Origin of the sequence: Roseibium sediminis (assembly GCF_008711325.1) — a bacterium.
Lineage (GTDB): Bacteria > Pseudomonadota > Alphaproteobacteria > Rhizobiales > Stappiaceae > Roseibium > Roseibium sediminis.
In genome coordinates this window covers 1-23,704 of sequence record NZ_VXDB01000025.1, presented here as the reverse complement: position 1 = coordinate 23,704, position 23,704 = coordinate 1, and the positions used below count along the sequence as shown (strand labels likewise).

Below are 23,704 nucleotides of genomic sequence, written 5' to 3'. Positions count from 1 at the left end.
TAGCCTGAATATACAACCGTAGATAATATCAAGGAATTCAACCAGATCTATTCTGCCCATTCGCATGTGCCGTTGTGCGCTGCACTTGGTCGCGATGACGGATTGAGGGAAGAGGCAAAATTGCCTCCATGCCGCCCCGGCCATGAGGCGGAACTGCGGTGACTCAAAAGATGGCCCCGGATCAAGTCCGGGGCGGCAGGGGAGTAGTCTGATGCTTTTGCAATGCGCTCTCGATTGTCATCCCGCACTTGATGCGGGATCGGCGAGCCCGGTCGCTGAGTGCTTTCCTGTCAACCATCCGGGCTCCCCGGTCCCGGCTGGCGCTTTGCTTGGTCGGGATGACGAGCTGAGGGGGGCGGGAGTCTTGCCGCTACGCCGTCCCGGCCTTGAGCCGGGACCTGCTGCAAATTGGGAAAGCCTCTAGCTTAAAGATGCTGCTTTATTTGAGCGGGATATAACCGCCAAAATAACAGACAGCGCGAGGCCAGATACCAGCACTAGGCCCAAAAAAATCGGTGTTTTGAATTGTGAAATGAGCAGGAAAAACGCGGCTGGAGATAACGCAAGACCCAGAATCGTAATTGCGTTTTGGTGCGTAAAAAGCTCTGCCCGGTTTCGGCGAAAAAACGGAATAAAGTGAAACCAAGGCAACCAAACCATTACAGCAAGGAAAGACGCGCCCAAAAAGAATATCGGGGCGCTTATAGCTATATTCGCTTCTAGTTTTAGTTGCTGAAAAGCAGATGCTCTTTCGATTGCGAAGCCAAAGTAGTCTCCCGAGTACTCTGGAAAATCCGCTTCGACTCGGCTTGTTGAAAGCGGGGCGATTGTGGTCCAGCCGCTACTTTTTTCTTCAATCGTCAGAAGGTTTCCATTTGCGCGATCGTAAATAATGCAACTACTAGGGATCTTATCGGGGCAGTCTATCCACCAGTGCATTGAAATCGGTGAAAGAGCTATTACTGATGGTCTACCGTCCAGCCCGGTTTTCTCAACCGCTACGGTTTCGATCGCAACGCCGTTCGCATCCTTAGCTTGCCATCGCTTGAAAATCACCACTCCTTCGGACGTTTCAAGCTGCACAAATTGGTTGGTCGGGATGGTCTCTGCAATTGACAATGATGCAGTTGCCAGCACGAAGGCAAAGCCGATCGCCAGCCGTGAGAGTACGCTCATCAATTCACCTCCTACCCAAACACCACCTTGCCGCCGACGATGGTTTTCAGAACGCGGCCGGAGAAGCGGGCGTCTTCGAAGGGGGAGTTCTTTGAGCGGGACTTGATGGCGGATTTCTCCAGAACCCAGGGCTTGTCTGGATCAAAGACGACAATGTCTGCCGGGGAACCAGCGGACAGGCGGCCCGAGGCGAGGCCGAGACGATCAGCCGGGTTGCAGGTCATCGCCGCAAGCAGGGTGACCAGGTCGATCTGCTCGGCGTGATAGAGCCGCAGGGCAGCGGCCAGCAAGGTTTCCAGACCAATGGCCCCGTCTTCGGCTTCCGCCCAGGGGTGACGCTTGGTTTCCACGTCCTGCGGGTCGTGGTTGGAGACGATGACGTCGATCGTGCCATCTGCAAGGCCGGCAATCATCGCCTGCCTGTCGTCTTCATCACGAAGGGGAGGCGACATCTTGAAGAAGGTCCGATAGGGCCCGATGTCGTTCTCGTTCTGGGTCAAATGATTGATGGAAATGCCTGCGGTGATGTCGAGGCCGCGTTTCTTGCCCGCCCTGATTACATCAGCGCTGTCAGACGTCGAAATCAGGTTGGCATGGTATTTCGACTTCGACATGCCAACGAGGCGAAGGTCGCGCTCCAGCATGATGATTTCCGCTTCGCGCGGCACGCCGGACAGGCCCTTCCAGCTGGCATTCAGGCCGGCATTCATGACGCCGCCAGCAAGATCCGGGTCTTCCGTGTGGTGGATGATCAGCGCATCAAAGTCGCGGGCATAGGTCATCATCCGGCGCATCACCTGCGCGTTGCGGACAGACTTGTGGCCATTGGTGAAAGCGATCGCGCCGGCTTCCTTCAAGAGGCCGATTTCGGTCATTTCCACGCCATCAAGGCCCTTGGTCAGGGCCGCCAGCGGATGAACATTGATCGAGGCCGTGTCACGGGCGCGGCGCAGGACGAAGTCGACAAGCGCCGGATCATCGATGATCGGGTCGGTTTCCGGCATGGTGCAGATGGTCGTGATGCCACCGGCTGCCGCCGCATCTGACGCACTGGCCAGCGTTTCGCGGTGTTCATGCCCCGGTTCGCCAACGGAGACGCACATGTCGATGAGGCCCGGAGCGACAATAGCTCCGCCGCAATCGATGATTTCTACGCCCTCCGGCGCGCCCTGATTGGCCGCATCGCTGCCAGCTGCGAGAATTTTCCCGTCTGAAATGATGACAGCGCCGGGTTCGTCCAGTTTCCGTGCCGGATCAATCACCCTGGCATTGGAAAGGACCAGAGGTTTGGGGGTGTCGTGTGCCACGGCCTGATCCTTCAACTGTTCGGCAGATGGGCAGCCAGCGCTTCCAGCACGGCCATGCGCACGGCAACACCCATCTCAACCTGTTCACGTATGAGGCTCTGCGGACCATCGGCAATGGCCGGGTCAATCTCCACGCCGCGGTTCATCGGGCCGGGGTGCATAACCAGAGCATCTTCGTTGGCATAGGCCAGCTTTTCCGCGTCCAGCCCGTAATAACGATAATATTCGCGCACCGAGGGGATGAAGGCACCGTTCATGCGCTCACGCTGGAGGCGCAGCATCATGACGATGTCGCAGCCTTTCAGGCCTTCACGCATATCGTTGAAGACTTCAACACCCATTTTCTGAATGCCGCCGGGTAGCAGCGTGGACGGTGCGATGACGCGAACCCGAGCGCCGAGCGCATTCAGCAAGATGATGTTGGAGCGGGCAACCCGCGAGTGGGCAATGTCACCGCAAATGGCGACCGTCAACCGCGCGATCTTGCCCTTGTGGCGACGGATCGTCAGCGCATCAAGCAGGGCCTGCGTCGGGTGTTCATGAGGGCCGTCGCCTGCATTGACAACTGAACAGTCAACCTTGCGGGCCAGAAGATGGACAGCACCGGCAGCGTGGTGGCGCACCACCAGCAGATCCGGCCGCATGGCGTTCAGCGTTGCCGCCGTATCGATCAGGGTTTCCCCCTTTTTGACCGACGATTGGGACACCGCCATGTTCAGGACATCCGCCCCAAGGCGCTTGCCCGCGATCTCGAAAGAGGACTGGGTCCGCGTCGAGGCCTCGAAGAACAGGTTGATCTGGGTGCGTCCACTCAACACGGTCTTCCGCTTGTCAACCTGACGGCTCACCTCAACGGCTTCGTCCGCCCGGTCCAGAAGGCCAAGTATTTCGTGGGGTTGAAGGCCCTCGATCCCAAGCAGATGGCGATGGGGAAAGGGCGTGTCTCGATGGGTAGGGGTCGCGCTCATCGAAGCCAAGGCTATAGGCTCTAACGCGCATTTTCACAAGCCGGGATTTGCCCAGGCTTTGTTCTTCACAACTAACTGGGCGAAAAAGCAGCTCAGCTGCCGAGGATATGCACGAACAGTGGCAGCGTGACGATGGCCACAACTGTCTGCAGCGTGAGGATTTCGGCCATCAGCTTGGCGTCGCCGCCCATTTGCCGAGCCATGAGATAGGAGTTGCTTGCCGCTGGTACCGACAGCGCAATGATGATCGCGGTAAGGGCTGGGCCCGTGACGCCGAAAAGCATGGCAAAACCGGCGCCGATCAGCGGCATCAGGATAAGCCGCAGCAAGGTGCCGCTGGTGAGCGCGGGACCCGGACGGCGAAGGGCCGCCAGATCAAGTCCGGCGCCCACGCACAAGATACCGACAGGCAGCGCCGCGCTGGCAAACAGCCCCAGCGTATCAGCCAGCACCCCGGGAATGGGCAGATTGATCACATTGGCAAGCAGGCCCAAGGCAATCGACATGATGAAGGTGTTCGACAGCAGGTCTTTTGCCGTCTTCTTCAATGTCGGCGGCTCAGCATTGGCATAGCGCGAGAGCACCAACACGCACATGACATTCAACACCGGGATCATGACAGCCATGGCCACGGCGATCAGGGCAACGCCCTGCGGCCCGATCAGGCTTTCTGCAATGGCAAGCGCCACGAAGGCGTTCCAGCGCACCGAGCCCTGAAAGATCGAGGTGTAGCGCGGTCCATTTATCTGCCAGACCCTGGCAAAGACCGGGCGCAGCGCGAGGACCAGCGCGCCCATTGCAAAGATCGAAGCCAGGAGGGCGGCAGACATTTCCAGAGCGGGAAGTTTGGAGAAGTCGATCGCGGCGGTCTTTAAAAACAGCACCGAGGGAAAAAGCACATACCAGGCCAGTCGCTCGATCCCGCGCCATTGATCCCCTGACACCAGACCGGCGCGTGCCAGACCATACCCGGAGGCGATCACGAGAATGACCGGGAGAAGGGCGTCAAGGGTCGTCAGCATGGCAGGTCCAACAGGATCGGGAAGAGCACGGCACGTGCGAAGAAGGAGGGACACCGACAGATCAACCCTGCCGGTTGCCCCGGACTAAGCGCCCGGAATTGTCATTCGTCAAGCCGTGCAACGGGAGGTCGTGCCGCTGAATAGGTGTTTTGAATAAATATCATAAGCCAAAATGACGATGTTTGATGCGCGAGTCCCCTTACCCTTTCCCCTGCGAGAGAAGGCCGGATCAACCGGTCACTATTCAGGTGATTGACAAGGAAGGGGACAGTCATGCGCCAAATGAAACAGCGCCATCTCGGCGTTCTGGCGTTTGCGATCGGCATCGCCGTTTTTTCAGGTGGAGCCCATGCAGCCGGAGATGCTGCGAATGGCGAGCAGATTTTCAAGAAATGCCGGGCCTGTCACCAGATCGGTGAAGGGGCGCGCAATGGCGTTGGTCCGAATCTGACGGGTGTGATCGGTCGCCCGATGGGCAGCTTCGATGGATACAAATACGCTGACGGCCTGAAGGCAGCCAATGAGGCCGGAGGTGTATGGGACGAGGATATGGTCTTTGAATGGCTGGCGAGCCCCAAGGACTATATCCGGTCCTTTACCGGCAACGACAAGGCAAAGACCAAGATGACCTTCAGCTTGAAGAAGGAACAGGATCGCCGGGACGTGGCCGCTTATCTGGCAACCTTTTACAAGGCCGACGAAGCCAGCATGCAAAAATCCGAAGAGCGCATGACGCACGGCAATGCCCCGGTTGGCGATGTGTCCGATGTTTCTGCCGCCGAGGTCGATCTGTCCGGATACGAGCGCGTAAAACAGGAACTGGTTGCCCCGCCATTTGCCCCGAAACACGAGCAGGTGGCGACGGGCAAGCCGAAGATCGTGGAGATCGACTTCACCATTCAGGAAAAGAAGATCAAGATCGACCCGGATGGAACCGAAATCGTTGCACTGACCTTCAACGGGTCGGTTCCCGGACCGATGATCGTCGTGCATGAGGGGGATTACGTCGATCTTACCCTTACGAATCCCGCGACCAATGTCATGGAGCACAATATCGACCTGCACGCCGCCACCGGCGCACTGGGCGGCGCAGGCATCACGACCCTGCTTCCCGGCGAACAGGCCCAATTGCGCTTCAAGGCGACCAAGGTTGGCACCTTCATCTATCACTGTGCACCGGAAGGTTCCATGACGCCGTATCACGTCACTCATGGCATGAACGGCGTGATCATGGTGCTGCCGCGCGAGGGCTTGAAGGACGAGAAGGGCAATCAGCTCAGCTATGACAAGCTGTATTACGTTGTAGAGCAGGACTACTATGTGCCGCGCGACGAGAACGGCAACTTCAAGTCCTACAACTTTGCGGGCGAAGACTTCAGCGAATGGGTCGACGTCATGCGCGGCCTTATTCCGAGCCACGTCGTCTTCAACGGTGCAGTTGGGTCCCTGACCGGTGAAAAGGCCATGACTGCCAATGTAGGCGAGACAGTTCTGTTTGTTCACTCGCAGGCCAATCGCGATACCCGCCCGCATCTGATCGGCGGTCACGGTGATTATGTCTGGGAAGAAGGTGCCTTCGCGAACCCGCCGATGAAGGATCTGGAAACCTGGTTCGTGCGGGGCGGCTCCGCAGGTGCTGCGCTCTACACGTTCAAGCAGCCAGGTGTTTATGTTTATCTGAACCACAATCTCATCGAAGCCGTTGAACTGGGTGCTGCAGCTCATGTGGTGGTGGATGGAAAGTGGGATAACTCCCTGATGGAACAGGTATATCATGGGCCTGTTCGCAAATAGCAGCGTGTTGGCCAGAGGTTTCCTTGTTTTCCTCCTTGCAGGGGCCTCCGGTTATGCCGCCGGTCCTCTTCTGACTGGCCTGGGGACGGCGGCAGACATGCCGCCGTCCGGCTTTGTCGCGGTTGATGTCGGTGATGACCAGCCTTTGCTCGTTCAAAAACATCAGGTCACCACATCAGACTGGCTAGCCTGTGTTGATGATGGCGGATGCCCGGACGTGCCGCTGAAATCGGACACAGCCGGGCCGGTCTACGGTATCAATGTTCTGGACGCCCAGTCCTATATCCGTTGGAAGAGCGCGCTGGACGGAAGACCCTACAGGTTGCCCACTCATGAAGAATGGATGCTGCTGGCTGCCGATCAGGTGCCGGAGGAAAGCGAAGCTCTGTTCTTGGAACCGGAAATGCGCTGGGCGGCGGATTTCCGTATGTCACAACCCAACCCTGTGCTCGCCGAACCCAACCTTTTTGGCATTGAGCAGCTTCGTGACACGGTTTGGGAATGGACGGGATCGTGTGCCCGGATGGGGGACGAAGTGAGCGGGAATTGCGACAGCCTGCGCATTGCCATGGGTAATCACATGGCGCTCCTGTCCATCTATGCGAGGGATACGGCAAAAGCTGGCTGCGGTGGCGGGACACCACCTGCGCGGGTCGGGTTCAGGCTGGTGCTGGAAGCCGGCGCCTGACCGCTGTCAGCTGGCTCGATTGTTCAGGACGCGCCCATATGTCCAAGGCGGTCCAGAAACCCCTGCAGGATGTAGGCAGCAGCCATCTTGTCGACCACTTCCGCCCGGCGGGCACGGCTGGAATCTGCCTCAAGCAGGGTTCGCGTCACCGCCGCCGTCGACAGGCGTTCATCCCAGAAGGTCATCGGCAATTCGGTTTTCTGCGCAAGATTGCGACAGAAGGCGCGCGTTGCCTGCGCGCGGGGGCCTTCCGAACCATCCATGTTGAGCGGCAGCCCGATCACCAGCCCGCCAACCTCCTGCTGGCCGCAGATCTTCAGGAGCTGCTCGGCATCCAGCGTGAATTTCTTGCGCCGGATTGTCTCCATGGGCGTCGCAATCCCAAGTCCGAGATCAGACAACGCAAGGCCGATGGTCTTGGTGCCAAGGTCCAGACCGATCAAACGGCGATTTCTGGGCAGGACTTCAAGGAAGCCCTCAAGAGTGAGTGCAGGATCAGATGCCATGGCCCGGCTTTAGCAGGAAGGGCAAACGAACACCAGCTTCCTTGGTGGGTACAAGCCCGTTGTGCTGTGCAGCCAGTGCGCTATCTTCGCTGATAAATCGGAATCGTGGAGGAATTTGATGAAACTGACCTGGTTTGGCCATGCTGCCTACAAGCTTGAAATTGCAGGCGCGACAATCCTTATTGACCCGTTCCTGAGCGGCAATCCGGTCTTTCCGCAAAACCTGTCCGTGGAACAGGTCGCCGGGGATGCGACCCATGTGCTGCTGACCCATGGCCACGATGATCATGTCGGTGACAGCCTTGAAATCCTGCGCAACACCGGAGCGCAGTTGACTGCGAACTTCGAGATTTGCATGTGGGCGAATGCGCAAGGCATTCAAAACATCAATCCGATGGGAGCAGGGGGCTGTGTTGATGTTGGTCCTTTCAAGGTTGGATTGACGACGGCCCACCACACGTCCTCGACCATTCCCGACAACGGCCAGCCGATTTATCTCGGCAATCCCAACGGCATCATCGTCGAGGCTCCGAACGAGCCGACGCTCTATCACATGGGCGACACGGATATCTTCTCAGACATGGCTCTCGTCAACGAACTCTATGCGCCCAAGATCGGCATCGTGCCGATTGGCGATCGTTTCACGATGGGTGCGCGTGCGGCCGCGCTTGCCTGCAAACGCTATTTCGATTTCGGCACGGTTTTGCCCTGTCACTACGGCACATTCCCGATCCTCGATCAGAATGCGGACGGTTTCATCGCTGCGATGGGCGAGCAGGCTGACCGGGTCAAACCACTTGCTCCGGGCGAGAGCATTACGGTTTAACAAGCCCGTTCAAGTGATTCAGGTAAAAGGAAAACCCGCCATTCGAGCGTGGCGGGTTTTTCGTGGTTATACGCGGCTTCTTCGTCCTGAAAGAAGCTGCGCGCTACATCGCCAGGTTCTTGAATTTCACGGTTGCCCAGTTTTCGGTCGCCTTGGCGATGATGCCTTTCGGATCCGCGTCGAAATCCTTCTGCAGTCCCGGGGAATAGGCGAGATACAGACGCCCATCAAGGATGCGCCACATGTTAGGAAGCGACGAAACCTTTCGCCCACGTGCGGCCCCGACCGCACAGTGACCGCCAAATTGCGGCGCGTATTTTTCCGGATTGGTGGCGAACAAGTCCCGGTTTTCTGCAGATGAAAACTGCCATGTCACGTCGTCATAGGTCGTGGTGAACTCGGGTGTTCCGCTGACATAGGCACCTTCGGTGAAATAGGCGACGGCATCCGCCCCCCGGATTGCCACACCATCCTTCACGAAGGTGGTCATTTCATCGGCAAGTGACGTGGTGTTGGTCACAAGCATCAAAATGAGTGACGCAAACAGTGTGCGGACGGACATGGAAAGCTCCCGAGTTCACAAACCTCCTATAAAGGTAGGGAAGGAATGTGACGCAACGGTAAATTGTAAAAATAGAATTGCACACTGATAGGTTAGTTTCCGAGGCCAAGCACGAGGAGAATGGCCTTGTCGAGCACGTCTTCAAATGATCCGGCTTCCCGGGAAGGCTTTGCAGCTTCCTGCCACAGCAGGGCAACAAGCAGGCGAGCCTTCAGGTCCATGTCCTGTTCGAAGGGAGTGGCAACAAGGATCTGCCGAATGTGAAACTGAAGATCTTGTTCAAGGACGGCCGCCCTTTCGGAAAATCCAGGGGCGTGCCGCGTTCTCACAAGGGCTTTTCCGAGATTGGCCGAAAAGACCTCCGACCAGCAGGCCTTGAGCAGCAAGGAAAGGTCTCGGGCGGGATTGGAGCGGTCAGGGGGCGGGGGGCTGAAGGCACCTATCGCCCAGTCAAGGCTTGCAAGCGCCAGTGCCTGTTTGGATGTGTGCCTTCGATAAAGCGCCTGTTTGCTGGTTCCAAGGCTGGCAGCCAGATCGTCAAGGGAAAGGCCGTCCAGTCCGCCTTGGGCGAGGCGCGCCAAGGCTATAGCGAGAATGCGCTCGGTCAACTGGGCATCTCGGGATCTGCCGGCTGGATTACTTTCGGTACTCATAAGGACCGTAATAGCGACTTTGCCCTCTTGAGCCAATGTCTTTCGCTTGCATTTGACTACGGCTTTGCGGACAAGAATCCCACGAACAACCATCCATCAAAAAGAGGCATTCATGTCCGTTGATACAAACACCGTGAAGCGCGTTGCGCGTCTTGCCCGGATCAAGGTGACCGAGGAAGAGGCCACCCGGATGACCGGGGAGCTGAATGGCATTCTTGGCTTCGTCGAACAGCTTGACGAAGTGGACATCGAGGGTGTTGAGCCGCTGACCTCCGTGGTCGAGCAGGCCATGAAGAAGCGCGTTGATGGCGTCACCGACGGCAACAAGGCCAACGATATCACCGCCAATGCTCCGGCGTCCGAAGACAACTTCTTCATGGTGCCGAAGGTCGTCGAGTAATCGGGAGCTTTCATGGCCACGACATTTTCCATCGAAAGTCCCCTTGACGACGACGTTCGCGGTCTTGTCGCGGAACTCAGCTGTACGATGCGTGCGCTGACCCCTGCACATGCCTGCCACGAACTGAGCGTTGAAGAAATGGCGGACGAGCGGACGACTTTGTTTGTCGCTCGCATCGACGGAATTGCCGCAGCCTGTGGCGCCTTGCATCGCCATGCAGATGGCGTGTGCGAGGTCAAGCGCATGTTCACGCGCCCGGCTTTTCAGGGGCATGGTCTCGCCAGACAGATTCTGGACCGCATCCTTGAGACCGCCACATCGGAACGGTTCAGCCGGATCGTTCTGGAAACCGGCTGGAATTACGACGCCGCGCGCCGCCTCTACGAGCGAGCAGGCTTTGAACAATGCGCCGCCATTCTCGATTACCCGGATGATCCGGAATCCGTTTTCTATTCCCGGTCGCTTGCGGCCGACTGAGAGACAAGACACATGACCGATCTGACAAACAAGACGATTTCAGAAGCTCGCGAAGGGCTGAAGAACAAGGAGTTCACCGCAGTCGAACTCACCGAGGCCTTCCTGAAGAACATCGAGGCGGGCAACAGCGCACTGAACGCCTATGTTGCTGTCACTGCGGACAAGGCACGCGACATGGCCAAGGCTTCCGACCAGCGCCTTGCAAAAGGCGAGGGCGGTGCGCTGGAAGGCATTCCGCTCGGCATCAAGGATCTGTTTGCGACTGAAGGCGTTCACACCCAGGCCTGCAGCCACATTCTCGATGGCTTCAAGCCGAAATACGAATCCACCGTGACCGCGAACCTTTGGGCCGATGGTGCCGTCATGCTCGGCAAGCTCAACATGGACGAGTTCGCGATGGGCTCTTCCAACGAGACGTCCTATTATGGGGATGTGATCAACCCGTGGCGCAAGAGGGGCTCCAATCAGGATCTGGTTCCAGGTGGGTCCTCCGGCGGATCTGCATCCGCTGTTGCTGGGCGCCTGTGCATGGGCGCGACCGCGACCGATACCGGCGGTTCTATCCGTCAGCCTGCAGCTTTCACCGGCACCGTTGGCATCAAGCCGACCTATGGGCGCTGCTCCCGCTGGGGCACCGTTGCCTTCGCGTCCTCGCTCGATCAGGCAGGTCCGATTGCCCAGACCGTTCGTGACAGCGCGATCCTTCTGAAGTCCATGGCCTCCGTTGACCCGAAGGACACGACCTCGGTCGACCTGCCGGTGCCGAACTATGAAGATGCCATCGGCAAGTCTGTGAAGGGCCTGAAGATCGGTATCCCGGCCGAGTATCGTCTGGATGGCATGCCGGGCGAAATCGAAGAGCTCTGGCAGAAGGGTATTGATTGGCTGAAGGATGCAGGTGCGGAAATCGTCGACATCACGCTGCCGCACACCAAATACGCGCTGCCTGCCTATTACATCGTCGCTCCGGCTGAAGCGTCCTCGAACCTTGCCCGCTATGACGGCGTTCGCTACGGCCTGCGCGTTCCCGGCAAGGACATCGTCGACATGTACGAGAACACCCGTGCCGCCGGTTTCGGTGATGAGGTGAAGCGCCGTATTCTCATCGGCACCTATGTGCTGTCTGCGGGTTACTATGACGCCTATTACCTGAAGGCCCAGAAGGTCCGCACGCTGATCAAGCGCGACTTTGATCTGGCGTGGGAAAACGGTGTCGATGCCATCCTGACCCCGGCAACTCCGTCGGCGGCCTTTGGTGTCAACGATCAGGACCTCCATTCCGATCCGGTAAAGATGTACCTGAACGACATTTTCACAGTGACCGTGAACATGGCCGGTCTTCCGGGCATTTCCGTGCCTGCCGGTCTCGACAAGGACGGTCTGCCGCTCGGCCTTCAGCTGATCGGCAAGCCGTTTGACGAGTCGACATTGTTCCAGGTCGGTCAGGTTATCGAAGACGCCGCCGGGCGCTTCACTGCCGAGAAGTGGTGGGGCTGATCGCTACACGGGATACTGCCTCGACCTTGAGTCGGGGCCATCTTTTGATGTTGTCTAAGGTCCCGGCTCAAAGGCCGGGACTTTATGCTGTTTGGGGCACCTTCTCATGCATGACATTGAAACCCTCGTCATTGGCGCTGGAGTGGTTGGGTTGGCCGCAGCGCGTTCGCTGTCGGCTTCTGGCCGCGAAGTCATGGTGCTGGAGCGTCACGACCTGATCGGGTCAGAGACAAGTGCCCGCAATTCGGAAGTCATTCACGCCGGGATCTATTATCCGGCGGGCAGCCTGAAGGCGCGGTTTTGTGTCGAAGGCAAGGAGAGCCTCTATGCCTTTTGCGCCGAGCGCGGCGTTTCCCACGAGCGCATCGGAAAGCTGATCGTTGCCTCCAATGAGGCGCAGCTCGGTGAGTTGAAGACGATCCGTGAGAAGGCGTCAGCAAATGGAGTGACGGATCTTGTCCTGCTTTCCCGGGACGAAACGCTGGCGCTGGAGCCTGCGCTTGAAGTGGCCGGGGCCTTGCTGTCCCCGTCGACCGGCATTGTCGACAGCCACGGTTTGATGCTGGCACTGGAGGGTGAGCTGACCTCCAACGGCGGGCAGGTGGTGCTGAACACGTCAGTTGAGCGTATCGAGGCGGTGCCCGGCGGCGGGTACCGGGTGCATGTCAGCGATCCGGACGCAGGTGACTATTCCGTTTCAGCAAGGGAACTCGTGATCAGCGCCGGTCACATGGCACCGGCGCTTGGCGCCCAGCTTACTGGTACGAATGCGCCCAAGGCCTATCTCGCCAAGGGAAACTACTTCAAGCTTGAGGGAAGGGCCCCGTTTTCGCGATTGATTTACCCGGTTCCCGAACCCGGTGGTCTTGGTGTTCATCTGACGCTGGACCTTCAACATCAGGCGCGGTTTGGCCCGGACGTCGAATGGGTCACTGACTTTGCGTATGAGGTTGATCCGGCGCGAGGGAACAAATTCTACGCCGCCATCCGGCAATATTGGCCAGATCTCGCAGACGGATCACTGGTGCCAGACTATTCCGGCATCAGGCCGAAGATCGTTGCTGCCGGAGAACCTGCAGCCGACTTCCGGATCGACGGACCAGCAGTTCATGGCCATGTCGGTCTGGTTGCTCTTTACGGAATTGAATCGCCGGGACTGACCTCGGCTCTTGCCATCGGTGATCACGTGCGTGACCTGTTGGGTTTATCCCCGGCATAACTCAGGCGAAAGCGGTCTTCTTGCACTCCCGAGTGAACGTATTGCAACCCGACATCAACCGATAATGGATGGGTTGCCTATCCTTTTGCGTGTGCAGGGAATGAGTGTCAGCTGCATTCTGCCGGCCAGTAGCCCGTGCCGGGATGGCGCTCAACCGCAAATGTATTCACGTTTTCCGACCCGCATTGGGCGCATTTCAGTGATTTTGCAATCGACGCAACTTTGGTATCTGCGGAATATCGATGGGGCCGCATGTACCGAAATCTATTGCAATCACAACACTGTATGCCCAAACGTCGATCAGTGGTTCCCAGCTCTTCGATTGTCACGGTGTCATTCTGAGCTGCTTGAGATCCGTTCATCAGGCACTTCTCTTTCTGCTGCTTCGGATTCGTAACATTACGTATGGTGAGATCGTAATGCGTCATATTATGAAAAGTAAAGGTTGTAGATCGGTTGTATTGTTGAAAATCTCTGAAACTAAGGTGAAGAGAGGATAAAATTCCGCTCGATTGCGCAGCAGTCTCTTGCTAAAGACGGGGCATGACAACGCTGAATGACACATGGATCAGCCTCCTGACTTTTTCAGGAATGCTCAGTCCAATTGCGCTTCTGATAGGGTTTTATCTGGGGCGAAAGGCCGATGCGGGCGCAAAGATCTGGATTGCCGCTTTTGCAGCTGCGGCCCTGTCCCTGATCGCGGAAACCGCGTGGATGTTCGTTGGGCTGCCAAATCCGATCCCGCACGATCCGGGAGCCCTTGCAATGTTCCCGTTCCGCTTTGTTGGCGGCGCGATTGCAGCTTTTGTCGCTTACCGCTTTTTCAGGGCGCGGTCGGCCTAGCTCGCCATGCCGTTTGGCGAGCTGTGATCAGGAGGTGCTTTTGGGCGGCTTGTTTGACCAGGTCACGAACAGATCGTGATTTGGGCAGGCTTCCATAGGCACGCTGCTTCCACAGGCGTTCTGCTCAAGCCATGTCCGGCATTCGCCGGCATGCGAACAATCTTCACAGCGGGCTGCGGCTGCATTCAGTTCTTCACCGGGAATGTGGCCCTCGAGATCGTGCGTATTCACGCCGATTGTCTCAAGCATGCGCCCCATCAGCTCAGCCCGATGGTTTAGTCGGTTCATCCAGTTCATGTTTCCTCCCGCCTGACTTTCGTCAGCCTCAAGGGTGGGAATTTGCATTATTCGATGTATCTTCTCTTTGATCAGGGTCAATCTGCCGCATCTTTGTGACCCCGCGTGAGAATTTGGCGGGTGATCTGCCCCATGGCAGGCCACGACATGGAACATTGAAATGGTCGTCCCCGTTGAGGCGCTTCAGGCGTCGCTGACCCAAAAAGCCACCGGGTCCTCCTTTCCCGTGAAGCCGGGAACCGAGGTTCCGGCAAAGGTCGAGGCTGTCCTGCCAAACAATGTTCTGCGCCTGTCCGTTGCCGGCAGTCAGGTTGATGTCAGGGTGAGTCAGCCCTTGCCTGAAGGGACCGAGCTCACCCTCAAGGTCGAGGGGAGTGCGGCAAGGCCGGAGATTCGGCTGCTTCCAGCAAAGCCTCCTGTTCAAGCGCCGCCTCCTCAGTCGTCATCGCCTGCCGGGCAGGTTCCGGCCAGTGCAGGGGGAGGGCTGCGCCCCACTCCGGTAAGTGTGCTGATCGATGGAAGCGGCAAGCCGGTCCTCAGTCCGCCGCCTCCGGCACAAACAACGTCGCAGACACAAGGCGCAATTCCTCCAACGCAAGGCGCTGTCCCACCGGCGCAAGCTGGTGGACTTCAGGTGAGTGGCCAGTCCGTCAGTCTCGTCTCCGTTCTGACCACCGGGTCAAGCCCGCCCCTTGGTGGGGGACACGCGGCCCTGCCATCAGGTGCTTTGTCCTCCGGTCAAACTGCACAGACCGGAACAGGGTCTTTGAGCGCAAACGCTCAACCGCCCCAGTCCGCGCAACAGGGAACCACAGCGTCTTCCGCCGCAAACAACAGCGCAGTCCAGCAAGGTGCGTCAGCTCCTGCCGCTTCCTCCTCGTTTCAACCGGGGCAGGCGACCCAAACGGCGCAAAAGACGCCTTCCCAGGCTGCTTCAGCTACTGGAAGCAGCGCGTCAGGGCAAACCGGATCAGCAAGTGCCGGAGTGCCAGGAGGTCAACCCTCATCGGTAACTCAGGGCGCTCTGCCGCCGGTCGGTGGAGCCGGGAGCGCCCAGCAGCCGTCACAACCTCTGCCAACCGGAGGAAATGCGGTGCCGGGCACAGGGCAATCTGCGCGAGCGGGCACGAATAGTGCGGGTCTGCCGACTTCTCCCCAACAGGGTACATCACAGACAGTGGCAAACCCGGCGCTTGGCGGTTCGGCAACACCCGCCACATCGGCCCCGTTGACACAAGCGGTTACACCCGCGGGAGCAGGTCTCCAGCCCTCGGCAACGGCGACGGCGGCGGGAAGTGGCCAGACCGTTTCCGGACAAGTGCCAAATTTGCCCGGTCAAACCACTCAGTCCGCTCCGGCTGGTCAGGCGGCTGCTCCGCAGGCACCAGTTGCTTCAACTGCGCCCAGCATCCAAACGCCCGCAGGAACGCAAGCGCCACCGGCCAGTCTTCCGACAGGTGGACAAGCACCATCACCGCTCTCAACTGCACCTTCCGCAACTTTGGCAGTCGGGCAGGGCAGTGGCAGCGCAACGACTGCGCCACCAGCACCGCCATCGCACGAGACCACACCTCTCTCAACTGCGCCAGCACCATCCGGTTCCAAAGGCTCGGCTCCGCCGCCATCGCCGGAGGTCGTGCGACTGGCAAAGGCGGTGCTGCCGCAATTGACCGAGCAGCAGGCCAGCCTTTCCGGCGCTTTCGCGCAGCTGGCGAGCCTTGGCAGCCGCTCGGCACTCGGCATTTCCAAAGTGCCGGAACCGGTCCAGACCGTCGTGCAACAGCTGCTAGGCTTGCGTCTTGGCGAGGGCGCAACCGGCAAGGATATCCAGACTGCGGTCAAAAACTCCGGGCTGTTTCGCGAAGCCGTTCTGGCCAAGGGGCAGGGGGTGCTTCCTCCCGGCGGCGGGACGGCGCAAACCGGACAGGACATCAAGTCCCTGCTCTTGCAACTGCGTTCGTTCCTGAAAGGCATGGGAATTGATCCATCCCCCCATAAGCCGCTCACCCAGCCACCTGTGCCCAGCCTTGTTGCCTTGCCAAGGGGGCAACGACCGACTTTGCCGAACAACGCGCCCGATGGCGATGAAATCCAGCAGCTCTCCAGGCTTTTGAGCGATACGGACGCGGCCCTTTCGCGCATTCGCCTGACGCAGATGGTCAGCCGTGGCATGGCCGATGACGGGGTGCCGCAACAGGCGGGCCGGGCCATGGATGTGGTGGTCGAGCTGCCGATATCATTGGGGCAGGAAACCGGCGTCCTGCAGATGCAGGTGGGTCGCGATCCAGACAAGGGCAAGGACGACGAGACAGCCGAACCTGGTTGGCGCCTGCGCTTTGCACTGGACCTGACCGCCACCGGCCCGCTGGAGGCCGCCGTCAGCCTGCGCGGCGGGGGAACCTATGTCAGTCTCTGGATGGACCGAAGCGAAACCTTTGCCGCCATCTCTGCCGAACGGGAAACCATGGAGGCAACTTTCGCCCACGCCGGACTGGACCTGAAGGAACTGCGCTTCCTGCGCGGCCTGCCGCAAAAAACGGAAGCCCGCTTTGGCGTGAAGCTGGACAGAACGTCATGAGCAAACAGCCCCCGAAAAAGCCCGCATCCGACAAGAAACTGGCCGTCGCCCTTCACTATGACAAGGAAGGTGCGCCGACCGTCACGGCGAAAGGCACAGGGTCGATTGCTGAACGGATCGAGGAGATCGCGCGGGAATCCGGTGTTCCGATCGAGGAAAACCCGATGATGGCCGAAGCGCTGTCGCAGATCGATATCGATGAGGAAATCCCGGTGGAGCTGTATCAGGCGGTCGCCGTTCTGATCGGCTTCATCATGCGTACCGGCAAGGCCCAGCACCCGCCGAAGGAGTGAGGTGGCTTCGCCTCTGTCCCTTAGGCGAGGAATTGACCAACTCGCGGGCATTTTGTGCCTTGATGATGTGCAAGACCGCGCTTTGCGCCACGAAAGCCTTGCGACAAACGAAAATCCCGACTAGGCATCATTTCCGAAGATTTGACCGCGCCGCAAAGGCACATTTTTGTTTTTGCTCCGGTGCGAAAAGTTCAAAATGACAGGACAGAAGACGCAATGACACTTGTCGAAGCCCGCACACCCGATCCGAAGAAATTCATCAAGGGCGCGACCGGCGACTGGGAAATCGTGATTGGCATGGAAGTGCATGCCCAGGTCACGTCCGAAGCCAAGCTCTTTTCCGGTGCCTCCACCGAGTTTGGCATGGAACCCAACAACAACGTCTCGCTCGTTGACGCGGCCATGCCCGGCATGCTGCCGGTGATCAACGAGGAATGTGTTCGTCAGGCGATCCGGACCGGTCTTGGCCTGAAAGCGGAAATCAATCTGAAGTCCGTTTTCGACCGCAAGAACTACTTCTACCCGGATCTGCCGCAGGGCTACCAGATTTCCCAGTTCAAGCAGCCCATCGTCGGCGAGGGCAAGATCCTGCTCGACATGGATGAAGGTCAGGTGGAAATCGGCGTGGAACGCCTGCACCTTGAACAGGACGCGGGCAAGTCGCTGCACGACCAGCATCCGTCCATGTCCTTCGTGGACCTGAACAGGTCCGGCGTTGCGCTGATGGAAATCGTCTCCAAGCCGGACCTGCGCTCGTCGGATGAGGCAAAGGCCTATCTGACCAAGCTGCGCACCATTCTGCGTTATCTTGGCACCTGTGACGGCAACATGGATCAGGGCTCCATGCGCGCTGACGTGAACGTTTCTGTTCGCCGTCCGGGCGAGGGCTTTGGCACGCGCTGCGAGATCAAGAACGTCAACTCCATCCGCTTCGTTGGTCAGGCCATTGAATATGAGGCCCGCCGTCAGGTCGCGATCCTGGAAGATGGCGGCAAGATCAATCAGGAAACACGTCTGTTCGACGCGGTAAAGGGCGAAACCCGTTCCATGCGCTCCAAGGAAGAGGCGCATGATTATCGCTACTTCCCGGACCCGGACCTGCTGCCGCTGGAATTCAGCCAGGCTTATGTCGACGAGCTGGCCCAGCATCTTCCCGAGCTGCCGGACGACAAGAAGGCCCGTTTCGTCAAGGACTACGGTCTGACGGAGTATGATGCAGGCGTTCTGGTTGCCGAGAAGGTGTCCGCGGACTTCTTTGAGGAAGTCGCCAAGGGCCGCGATGCCAAGATGGCCGCCAACTGGCTGATCAACGAGCTCTTCGGCCGCCTGAACAAGGAAGGCAAGGATCTGGAGACCTCGCCGGTTTCCGCCGATCAGCTTGGTGGGATCATTGACCTCATCAAGGCCGGCACGATCTCCGGCAAGATCGCCAAGGACCTCTTCGAGATTGTCTGGACCGAGGGCGGCGACCCGGCGAAGCTCGTTGAAGAGCGCGGCATGAAGCAGGTGACCGACCTTGGCGCGATCGAAGCCATTGTCGACGAGATCATGGCCGCCAATCCGGACAAGGTCGAACAGGCCCGCGAAAAGCCGAATCTTGTCGGCTGGTTCGTCGGCCAGATCATGAAAGCCTCCAAGGGCAAGGCCAACCCGCAAGCCGTGAACGACCTTCTGAAACAGAAAATCGGTCTGGAATAATCGGGGTGAGTGTCTCGAAGTGATAAGCAGGAGGCCCGCACGTGCGGGCCTCTTCTGTTTTATGGCTGCCCGTGATCGGCCATCTTTTACAGGAACTTGTTATGAGACTGGCGACTGAATACGAAGTTCAGGAAAACGACTTCAAGGCCTATAGCAAAAGTCTCCAGACCTACGTCCTGTTTCTGAATAGCCTGCGCGGCGGCGGCAGCCGACTTAAGGCAACTTTGAAGTGGCTTTTTGTTTACATCGGGGCCGGGGTCGTTTGTGGCCTTTTCGCAGTTGCGATCATATATGTGGCAAAAAGCATCTGGGGGGTTAAGCTGGGTTCTGAAGTCTGGCTCGGTTTTGCGCTTGGTCTTTGGATTGGGTACACCGCGTTTTGCCTTTTGAGCGGGTCCAATACGCGAAAGCTGCAGACGTCTGTCTTCAGCCACTTGATTGGCACCCAAGCGGAACTGGTTTTCGACGAGACGCGCTGGTCGTTCAAGGGAATGGGCACTGCAGTTGAGAGCAAGTGGCGAGACGAGCCACTTCGCGCACTGGAGTGGCAGGAGTATTTGATCGTTGTGACGCCGGTGGCGGCAATCTCCGTTCCACAGCGGGCACTGGATCGCCCCGTTTCTGAAATCGTCCAGTTCATGCAGGCATGCCAGGAAGCCGCCGCGCTCGACACCGCCTGACGTCGGTTCGATGACAACAACAAGCTTGTGCAAAGGCTATCTTGTTGCTTGAGTGCAGACAGCGTTCGGGCTGATCTGGAATACTGGATATGCCGCGCCAGTGCACGAATGATGATGACTTCGGGACAATCACATGAACAGGCGAGACGTGCTCTTGGGAGGAGCGGTGATGGGGATGAGTGCTCTGATGAGCGGACGCGGTCAGTCCGCATCGCCTAACGGCTTTCATGTGCCACCCGAGGAAGCGCCGCACGAGCGGACCTTCATGCAATGGCCGGTCAGCCGCAAGGTTTATGACGACGCGGTTTTTCTGGAAATGACCCAGAAAACCATCGCCGAAATTGCCAACACCATTTCCGAGTTCGAGCCGGTGGCTCTGCTGGCTGCGAAGGAAGACCATGCGCGGGCCCGGCGGCTTCTCTCATCGACTGTCGAGCTTTGGGATGTGCCTACGGAAGACCTGTGGTGCCGCGACGCCGGTCCGCTGTTTGCCATCAACGGTTCCGGGGAGATCGCGGTCAGCCATCTCCAGTTCAACGGCTGGGGCAACAAGCAAGTGCATGTGCGGGACGGGCGGATTGCCGAAACAATTGCCGAGCGGCTCAGCCTTTCGGTTCTGCCGAGCGGGCTCAAGGGCGAAGCGGGCGGAGTGGAGCAGGACGGCCATGGCCTCCTGCTGGCGCATGAAAGTTCCTGGGTGAACGACAACCGCAATCCCGGCCAGTCGCGTGACGAGATCAGTGAACGCCTTCTGGCCGCCTATGGCGCGCAAAAGATCATCTGGGGCGAGGGCGTGTGGGACGAAGATATCACCGACTACCACATCGACAGCCTTGCTCGCTTCACCGGGCCGGGCCGGGTGCTGATCAATCTTCCCGACAAGCCGCGCCGACAGGATCCGTTTCATCAGGCCGCGCTGCAGACACATGATATCCTTGTGGAAGCTGGACTGGACGTCGAAGTCATCCCCGAGCCGCACAAGCGCCGCGTTCGCAGCCCGGACTTCGTGGCCTCCTACGCCAACTATTATGTCTGCAATGGCGCGGTGATCTCGGCCCAGTTCGGGGATGCGGAAACCGACGCTATCGCCAGGGAGGCGCTTGAGCGCCACTATCCCGGACGCGAGGTGGTGCAGCTCAACGTCGATCCACTTGGCGAACTCGGCGGCGGCATCCACTGTGCCACCCAGCAAATGCCGAAGGTGTGATGTCAGGCGCGCGGCTTCGACTTGAAGCTGCGGATTAGGCCACTTAATTCATCGGTATGAACCGATGAACGTTCCGGAAATGATGAGGTAAGACATGTCCGTGTCCCAGACAAAGCCGATTGAGCTCCATTACTGGCCGACGCCCAACGGCTGGAAAATCTCCATCATGCTGGAAGAACTCGGTGTTCCTTATGAGCTGAAGCTGGTGAACATTGGCGCAGGTGACCAGTTCAAGCCGGAGTTTCTGCAGATCGCCCCGAACAATCGCATGCCGGCGATCGTCGATCCGGAAGGGCCGGGCGGCGAACCGATTTCCGTGTTTGAGTCCGGTGCCATCCTGCAATATCTCGGGCGCAAATTCGGCCGGTTCTATCCGGGCGAGGAACGTGCGCGCGTTGAAACGGAAGAGTGGCTGATGTGGCAGATGGGCGGCTTTGGCCCGATGCTTGGGCAGAACCACCATTTCCGCATCTACGCGCCGGAAAAGATCGACTACGCCATGAACCGCTATCTCAACGAGACACACCGGCTCTACGGTGTGCTGAACAAGCGCCTTGAGGGGCGGGATTTTGTGGCCGCCGGGGAATATACCATCGCCGACATGGCGATCATCGGCTGGGCGCAGGGCTGGGAGCGGCAGGGCATGGACCTGGAAGAGTTTGCGAATGTGAAGCGCTGGAAAGACCAGCTCGAAGCGCGGCCTGCAGTTCAGGCGGGTCTAAAGCTCGGCAGGCAGGAGCGCGAGAAGTTTGCCCTGGACACGGATAAGAACGCGCAAAGTGTCCTCTTCGGTCAGCGCGCCCGGTAAGACTGCTGTGATCGGGCGGCAAAAGCCTGCCGCCCGAACGGGCCGGGTCACTTCACCCGTGTCCAGGTCTCGCCCTTGCAGATGAGGCCGCCAAGAACGCAGCCTTCCAGTTTCATCTTGTTGGCGCCCGACAGCTGCACATAGCCGGTATAGGTCTTGCCATCCTCGGCATTGTAGAGCTTGCCCTTCCACTGGTCGGGCTTTCCGGTCGGCTGCATGCCCCGGATGATCTGAACACCCACCAGCGGGCGATCCCGTTTCGAGGCGTCCGGGTTCTGGGTGTCATTGCGCGGTGTCTTCAGCCAGACGATCTTGCCGCAGAGATTGCCTCCGCAGTTGGTGATGGAGATCTGGGATGCTCCACTGGGTCTTACCCAGGTTCCCGTGGCATCTCCGGCGGCTGCAGGCGTTGCAAGTGCCAGCGCCGATCCAAGGGCTGCCAGCGTCGCGGCGTTTACAAGTCTCATCGTTTCCTCCCAAACGGAATTAGGCTTCCGTTAACGGAACCTATCCGTGAAATGATCGAAAGAAAAGACGTGTCCTAAGGTCACCTCTTCTGGAAAGTTCGATTTTCTTGGAGGTCGCAACGTCATTTTTGGTCTGAACACTGCAGCAAAAAATCGGTATTCGGATTCTGTGGTAAATAGAGGGTTGATAGGAAAAACGGAATTTGAGTCAAACGGAATTGAAAAAACACGACAATTCCGGGAGTCATCATTACTGAATTGTGAAATAAGAACTTTGATAAGTATTCATTTGCCTCCTGTTAATCACATTATTTAACTGCCCCTTTAACGCCGCCTCTGAATATATCTCACAAGAGACGCAACGTAAGTTTAGCTGAAGTTGTTTCTTGGGGCTGCCAGAACGGCAGGAAAAACGAGGGAGAGCGAAATGGCTCGGTATGAAGTACATTCTGATGAACTTGCAGGCTTTGGTGAAAGCCAGATGTCTGCCGACATTCTGTTTCAAATGGGTCTGGACAGCGCCTGTGGCCGTAACGGCTTCACGGATCTTGTGACTGCGCACAAGTGGTTCAACATTGCAGCTCTGAAGGGCAACAAGGAAGCTGTTCGTTATCGCAAGGAAATCTCTGACGAGATGAGCCGCGAGGAAATTGCAGAAGCACAGCGCTCTGCCCGCGAATGGCTGTCGATGCATTGATGACCCTCTCGCGCCGACCGGCGGCGGATTGGCCGGGCGCGCGATCTGACAGGGCAGGGACCTGTCGGGGATATTTTCAGACCGGGCGAATGGACGATTGAACAGACAGTTCCGTTCGCCCCTTTTTGAATAAGCCGGATTAGGTCTGGCAGCTTTCTTTTATTGATTTGGAGACTTTCAATGACGAACTCCGTCAACTTGAAATGGTTCGCGCTGGTCTATGTGGCTGCAATGGTCGGGATTACACTGATCTCGGGTGTTCTGCTGTTCGGCTTTGGCATTGATGTGCCAGCTTCAGCGACGCAATTTATCCCGGTCCTGATTGCCACCATGCATGTTGGAAAAATGTATTTCGAAGATTATCAGCAAGTCCCGGATGTCAAGGAAGCCTGGGCTGCATCGCGGCGCATGACGCTTGTTGAAATGGCGATTTCCCTACCTCTTGGCGCTGTTTTTATCGCACTTCTTTTGGGTGACAGCGATAACATCGACTGGACGATCTATGGTCCGGTGTTCCTTGTTGGGGCTGGTTTCCTTTTTGCCATATCGCTCGTTGCGAAGCGGTTCCTGTTCGTGACAGGCGCAAAGGGCGCCCAAACCCAGCAAGAAAAGAAACAGGCAAGCTGATCTGCCTTGTCGGGGCGAACTGTCCGAAGTGAAGGCGAGAGCCCCGCGTTTCCTGTACAGCATCTAAGGGACGCCATTCCCGCGCAAGTTCCAGACGGTCGAAGCATCTTTTCTGCGAACGTGGAAAAATCGGGTCGTGGGCTGAAAAGGGCTTGCGTCTCAAGGCGTCGGCTTATAAACGAAACGAACCGGAGAGGTGGCCGAGTGGTCGAAGGCGCTCCCCTGCTAAGGGAGTAGACGGGCAACCGTCTCGAGGGTTCGAATCCCTTCCTCTCCGCCATTCCCTTACGTCACCTATATGAGTGTACTAACTTCTTGATTTCATTCAAGAGGAAGAATTCTGCGTCCATCCCTGTTTTGGTTTGTACAGGGAAATGTATACGTGCCCAGATACTATACCCAGACGCCTTCGGG

Annotated in this window: 26 protein-coding genes, 1 tRNA gene and 1 pseudogene; 19 read left to right on the top strand and 9 right to left on the bottom strand. The window is 58.2% G+C overall.

Annotated features, from left to right (window positions below; all coding sequences use genetic code 11):
* Positions 1-211 precede the first annotated feature (211 nt).
* Complete coding sequence (locus F0155_RS19505; protein WP_150526242.1) at positions 212-424, top strand: hypothetical protein; 213 nt, start codon at positions 212-214, stop codon at positions 422-424.
* Here the strand turns inward: F0155_RS19505 and F0155_RS19500 are convergent.
* The 4 genes from F0155_RS19500 to F0155_RS19485 form a co-directional block, all read right to left on the bottom strand.
* Positions 421-1,176 (bottom strand): hypothetical protein, encoded by a 756-nt coding sequence (locus F0155_RS19500; RefSeq protein ID WP_150526241.1) that lies wholly within the window; start codon positions 1,174-1,176, stop codon positions 421-423. The genes F0155_RS19505 and F0155_RS19500 overlap by 4 nt on opposite strands.
* An 11-nt stretch (positions 1,177-1,187) precedes the next feature.
* Entirely contained in the window at positions 1,188-2,483 is a 1,296-nt protein-coding gene (locus F0155_RS19495; RefSeq protein ID WP_150526240.1) for a dihydroorotase, read from the bottom strand.
* A gap of 11 nt (positions 2,484-2,494) precedes the next feature.
* On the bottom strand, positions 2,495-3,451 hold the full coding sequence (locus F0155_RS19490) for an aspartate carbamoyltransferase catalytic subunit (RefSeq protein WP_150526239.1): 957 nt from the start codon (positions 3,449-3,451) through the stop codon (positions 2,495-2,497).
* 92 nt (positions 3,452-3,543) lie between these two features.
* Complete coding sequence (locus F0155_RS19485; RefSeq protein ID WP_150526238.1) at positions 3,544-4,473, bottom strand: AEC family transporter; 930 nt, start codon at positions 4,471-4,473, stop codon at positions 3,544-3,546.
* Between the two features lie 273 nt (positions 4,474-4,746).
* Here F0155_RS19485 and F0155_RS23670 point away from each other — a divergent pair.
* From F0155_RS23670 to F0155_RS19475, 3 genes and pseudogenes are all read left to right on the top strand, one after another.
* Positions 4,747-5,145: pseudogene (locus tag F0155_RS23670) on the top strand (c-type cytochrome); the annotation flags it as partial.
* Positions 5,146-5,202: 57 nt separating this feature from the next.
* Positions 5,203-6,267 (top strand): copper-containing nitrite reductase, encoded by a 1,065-nt coding sequence (gene nirK, locus F0155_RS19480; RefSeq protein WP_244303552.1) that lies wholly within the window; start codon positions 5,203-5,205, stop codon positions 6,265-6,267.
* A complete protein-coding gene (locus F0155_RS19475; RefSeq protein WP_150526236.1) occupies positions 6,248-6,955 on the top strand; it encodes a formylglycine-generating enzyme family protein in 708 nt (235 codons plus the stop codon). Before nirK ends, F0155_RS19475 begins: the two co-directional genes overlap by 20 nt.
* A 23-nt stretch (positions 6,956-6,978) precedes the next feature.
* Here the strand turns inward: F0155_RS19475 and ruvX are convergent, their stop codons facing one another.
* Positions 6,979-7,461: a Holliday junction resolvase RuvX gene (gene ruvX / locus F0155_RS19470; RefSeq protein ID WP_150526235.1), complete on the bottom strand. Its 483-nt coding sequence runs from the start codon at positions 7,459-7,461 to the stop codon at positions 6,979-6,981.
* 118 nt (positions 7,462-7,579) lie between these two features.
* Here ruvX and F0155_RS19465 point away from each other — a divergent pair, with 118 nt between their 5' ends.
* Positions 7,580-8,287, top strand: coding sequence for a metal-dependent hydrolase (locus tag F0155_RS19465; RefSeq protein ID WP_150526234.1), 708 nt, complete (start codon positions 7,580-7,582; stop codon positions 8,285-8,287).
* Positions 8,288-8,390: 103 nt separating this feature from the next.
* On the opposite strand, the gene F0155_RS19460 is transcribed toward F0155_RS19465, so the two are convergent.
* Positions 8,391-8,849 (bottom strand): YHS domain-containing (seleno)protein, encoded by a 459-nt coding sequence (locus F0155_RS19460; protein ID WP_150526233.1) that lies wholly within the window; start codon positions 8,847-8,849, stop codon positions 8,391-8,393.
* 92 nt (positions 8,850-8,941) lie between these two features.
* Positions 8,942-9,457: a TetR/AcrR family transcriptional regulator gene (locus tag F0155_RS19455; RefSeq protein ID WP_161599844.1), complete on the bottom strand. Its 516-nt coding sequence runs from the start codon at positions 9,455-9,457 to the stop codon at positions 8,942-8,944.
* Between the two features lie 157 nt (positions 9,458-9,614).
* On the opposite strand from F0155_RS19455, the gene gatC reads away from it, so the two are divergent.
* The 5 genes from gatC (at position 9,615) to F0155_RS19430 (ending at position 13,938) form a co-directional block, all read left to right on the top strand.
* Positions 9,615-9,902: an Asp-tRNA(Asn)/Glu-tRNA(Gln) amidotransferase subunit GatC gene (gatC, locus tag F0155_RS19450; RefSeq protein WP_150526231.1), complete on the top strand. Its 288-nt coding sequence runs from the start codon at positions 9,615-9,617 to the stop codon at positions 9,900-9,902.
* Positions 9,903-9,914: 12 nt separating this feature from the next.
* Positions 9,915-10,379, top strand: a complete 465-nt coding sequence (locus F0155_RS19445) for a GNAT family N-acetyltransferase (protein ID WP_150526230.1) — start codon at positions 9,915-9,917, stop codon at positions 10,377-10,379.
* Positions 10,380-10,391: 12 nt separating this feature from the next.
* On the top strand, positions 10,392-11,876 hold the full coding sequence (gene gatA / locus F0155_RS19440; RefSeq protein WP_150526229.1) for an Asp-tRNA(Asn)/Glu-tRNA(Gln) amidotransferase subunit GatA: 1,485 nt from the start codon (positions 10,392-10,394) through the stop codon (positions 11,874-11,876).
* Between the two features lie 106 nt (positions 11,877-11,982).
* Positions 11,983-13,095 (top strand): NAD(P)/FAD-dependent oxidoreductase, encoded by a 1,113-nt coding sequence (locus F0155_RS19435; protein ID WP_150526228.1) that lies wholly within the window; start codon positions 11,983-11,985, stop codon positions 13,093-13,095.
* A gap of 543 nt (positions 13,096-13,638) precedes the next feature.
* Positions 13,639-13,938, top strand: a complete 300-nt coding sequence (locus tag F0155_RS19430) for a phosphatidylglycerophosphatase (RefSeq protein ID WP_150526227.1) — start codon at positions 13,639-13,641, stop codon at positions 13,936-13,938.
* Positions 13,939-13,965: 27 nt separating this feature from the next.
* Here the strand turns inward: F0155_RS19430 and F0155_RS19425 are convergent, their stop codons facing one another.
* Positions 13,966-14,235 (bottom strand): DUF6455 family protein, encoded by a 270-nt coding sequence (locus F0155_RS19425; protein WP_150526226.1) that lies wholly within the window; start codon positions 14,233-14,235, stop codon positions 13,966-13,968.
* A 160-nt stretch (positions 14,236-14,395) separates the two neighbouring features.
* Here F0155_RS19425 and F0155_RS19420 point away from each other — a divergent pair, with 160 nt between their 5' ends.
* From F0155_RS19420 to F0155_RS19395, 6 genes are all read left to right on the top strand, one after another.
* Positions 14,396-16,813 carry a flagellar hook-length control protein FliK gene (locus F0155_RS19420; RefSeq protein WP_150526225.1) on the top strand — a complete coding sequence of 806 codons (2,418 nt, stop codon included), beginning with the start codon at positions 14,396-14,398 and terminating at the stop codon, positions 16,811-16,813.
* Positions 16,810-17,106 (top strand): EscU/YscU/HrcU family type III secretion system export apparatus switch protein, encoded by a 297-nt coding sequence (locus F0155_RS19415; RefSeq protein ID WP_150526224.1) that lies wholly within the window; start codon positions 16,810-16,812, stop codon positions 17,104-17,106. Before F0155_RS19420 ends, F0155_RS19415 begins: the two co-directional genes overlap by 4 nt.
* Before the next feature lie 216 nt (positions 17,107-17,322).
* Positions 17,323-18,804 (top strand): Asp-tRNA(Asn)/Glu-tRNA(Gln) amidotransferase subunit GatB, encoded by a 1,482-nt coding sequence (gene gatB, locus F0155_RS19410; protein WP_150526223.1) that lies wholly within the window; start codon positions 17,323-17,325, stop codon positions 18,802-18,804.
* Between the two features lie 101 nt (positions 18,805-18,905).
* Complete coding sequence (locus tag F0155_RS19405) at positions 18,906-19,484, top strand: hypothetical protein (protein ID WP_150526222.1); 579 nt, start codon at positions 18,906-18,908, stop codon at positions 19,482-19,484.
* A 169-nt stretch (positions 19,485-19,653) separates the two neighbouring features.
* Complete coding sequence (locus F0155_RS19400; protein ID WP_244303550.1) at positions 19,654-20,691, top strand: agmatine deiminase family protein; 1,038 nt, start codon at positions 19,654-19,656, stop codon at positions 20,689-20,691.
* Positions 20,692-20,785: 94 nt separating this feature from the next.
* Positions 20,786-21,499: a glutathione S-transferase N-terminal domain-containing protein gene (locus F0155_RS19395; protein ID WP_150526220.1), complete on the top strand. Its 714-nt coding sequence runs from the start codon at positions 20,786-20,788 to the stop codon at positions 21,497-21,499.
* Between the two features lie 47 nt (positions 21,500-21,546).
* Here the strand turns inward: F0155_RS19395 and F0155_RS19390 are convergent, their stop codons facing one another.
* Positions 21,547-21,966 (bottom strand): DUF2147 domain-containing protein, encoded by a 420-nt coding sequence (locus tag F0155_RS19390; RefSeq protein WP_150526219.1) that lies wholly within the window; start codon positions 21,964-21,966, stop codon positions 21,547-21,549.
* Between the two features lie 427 nt (positions 21,967-22,393).
* On the opposite strand from F0155_RS19390, the gene F0155_RS19385 reads away from it, so the two are divergent.
* The 3 genes from F0155_RS19385 (at position 22,394) to F0155_RS19375 (ending at position 23,570) form a co-directional block, all read left to right on the top strand.
* Positions 22,394-22,663 (top strand): hypothetical protein, encoded by a 270-nt coding sequence (locus F0155_RS19385; RefSeq protein WP_150526218.1) that lies wholly within the window; start codon positions 22,394-22,396, stop codon positions 22,661-22,663.
* A 180-nt stretch (positions 22,664-22,843) separates the two neighbouring features.
* On the top strand, positions 22,844-23,290 hold the full coding sequence (locus F0155_RS19380; protein WP_150526217.1) for an ABZJ_00895 family protein: 447 nt from the start codon (positions 22,844-22,846) through the stop codon (positions 23,288-23,290).
* 190 nt (positions 23,291-23,480) lie between these two features.
* A tRNA-Ser gene (locus tag F0155_RS19375) sits at positions 23,481-23,570 on the top strand.
* The last annotated feature ends 134 nt before the right edge of the window (positions 23,571-23,704 follow it).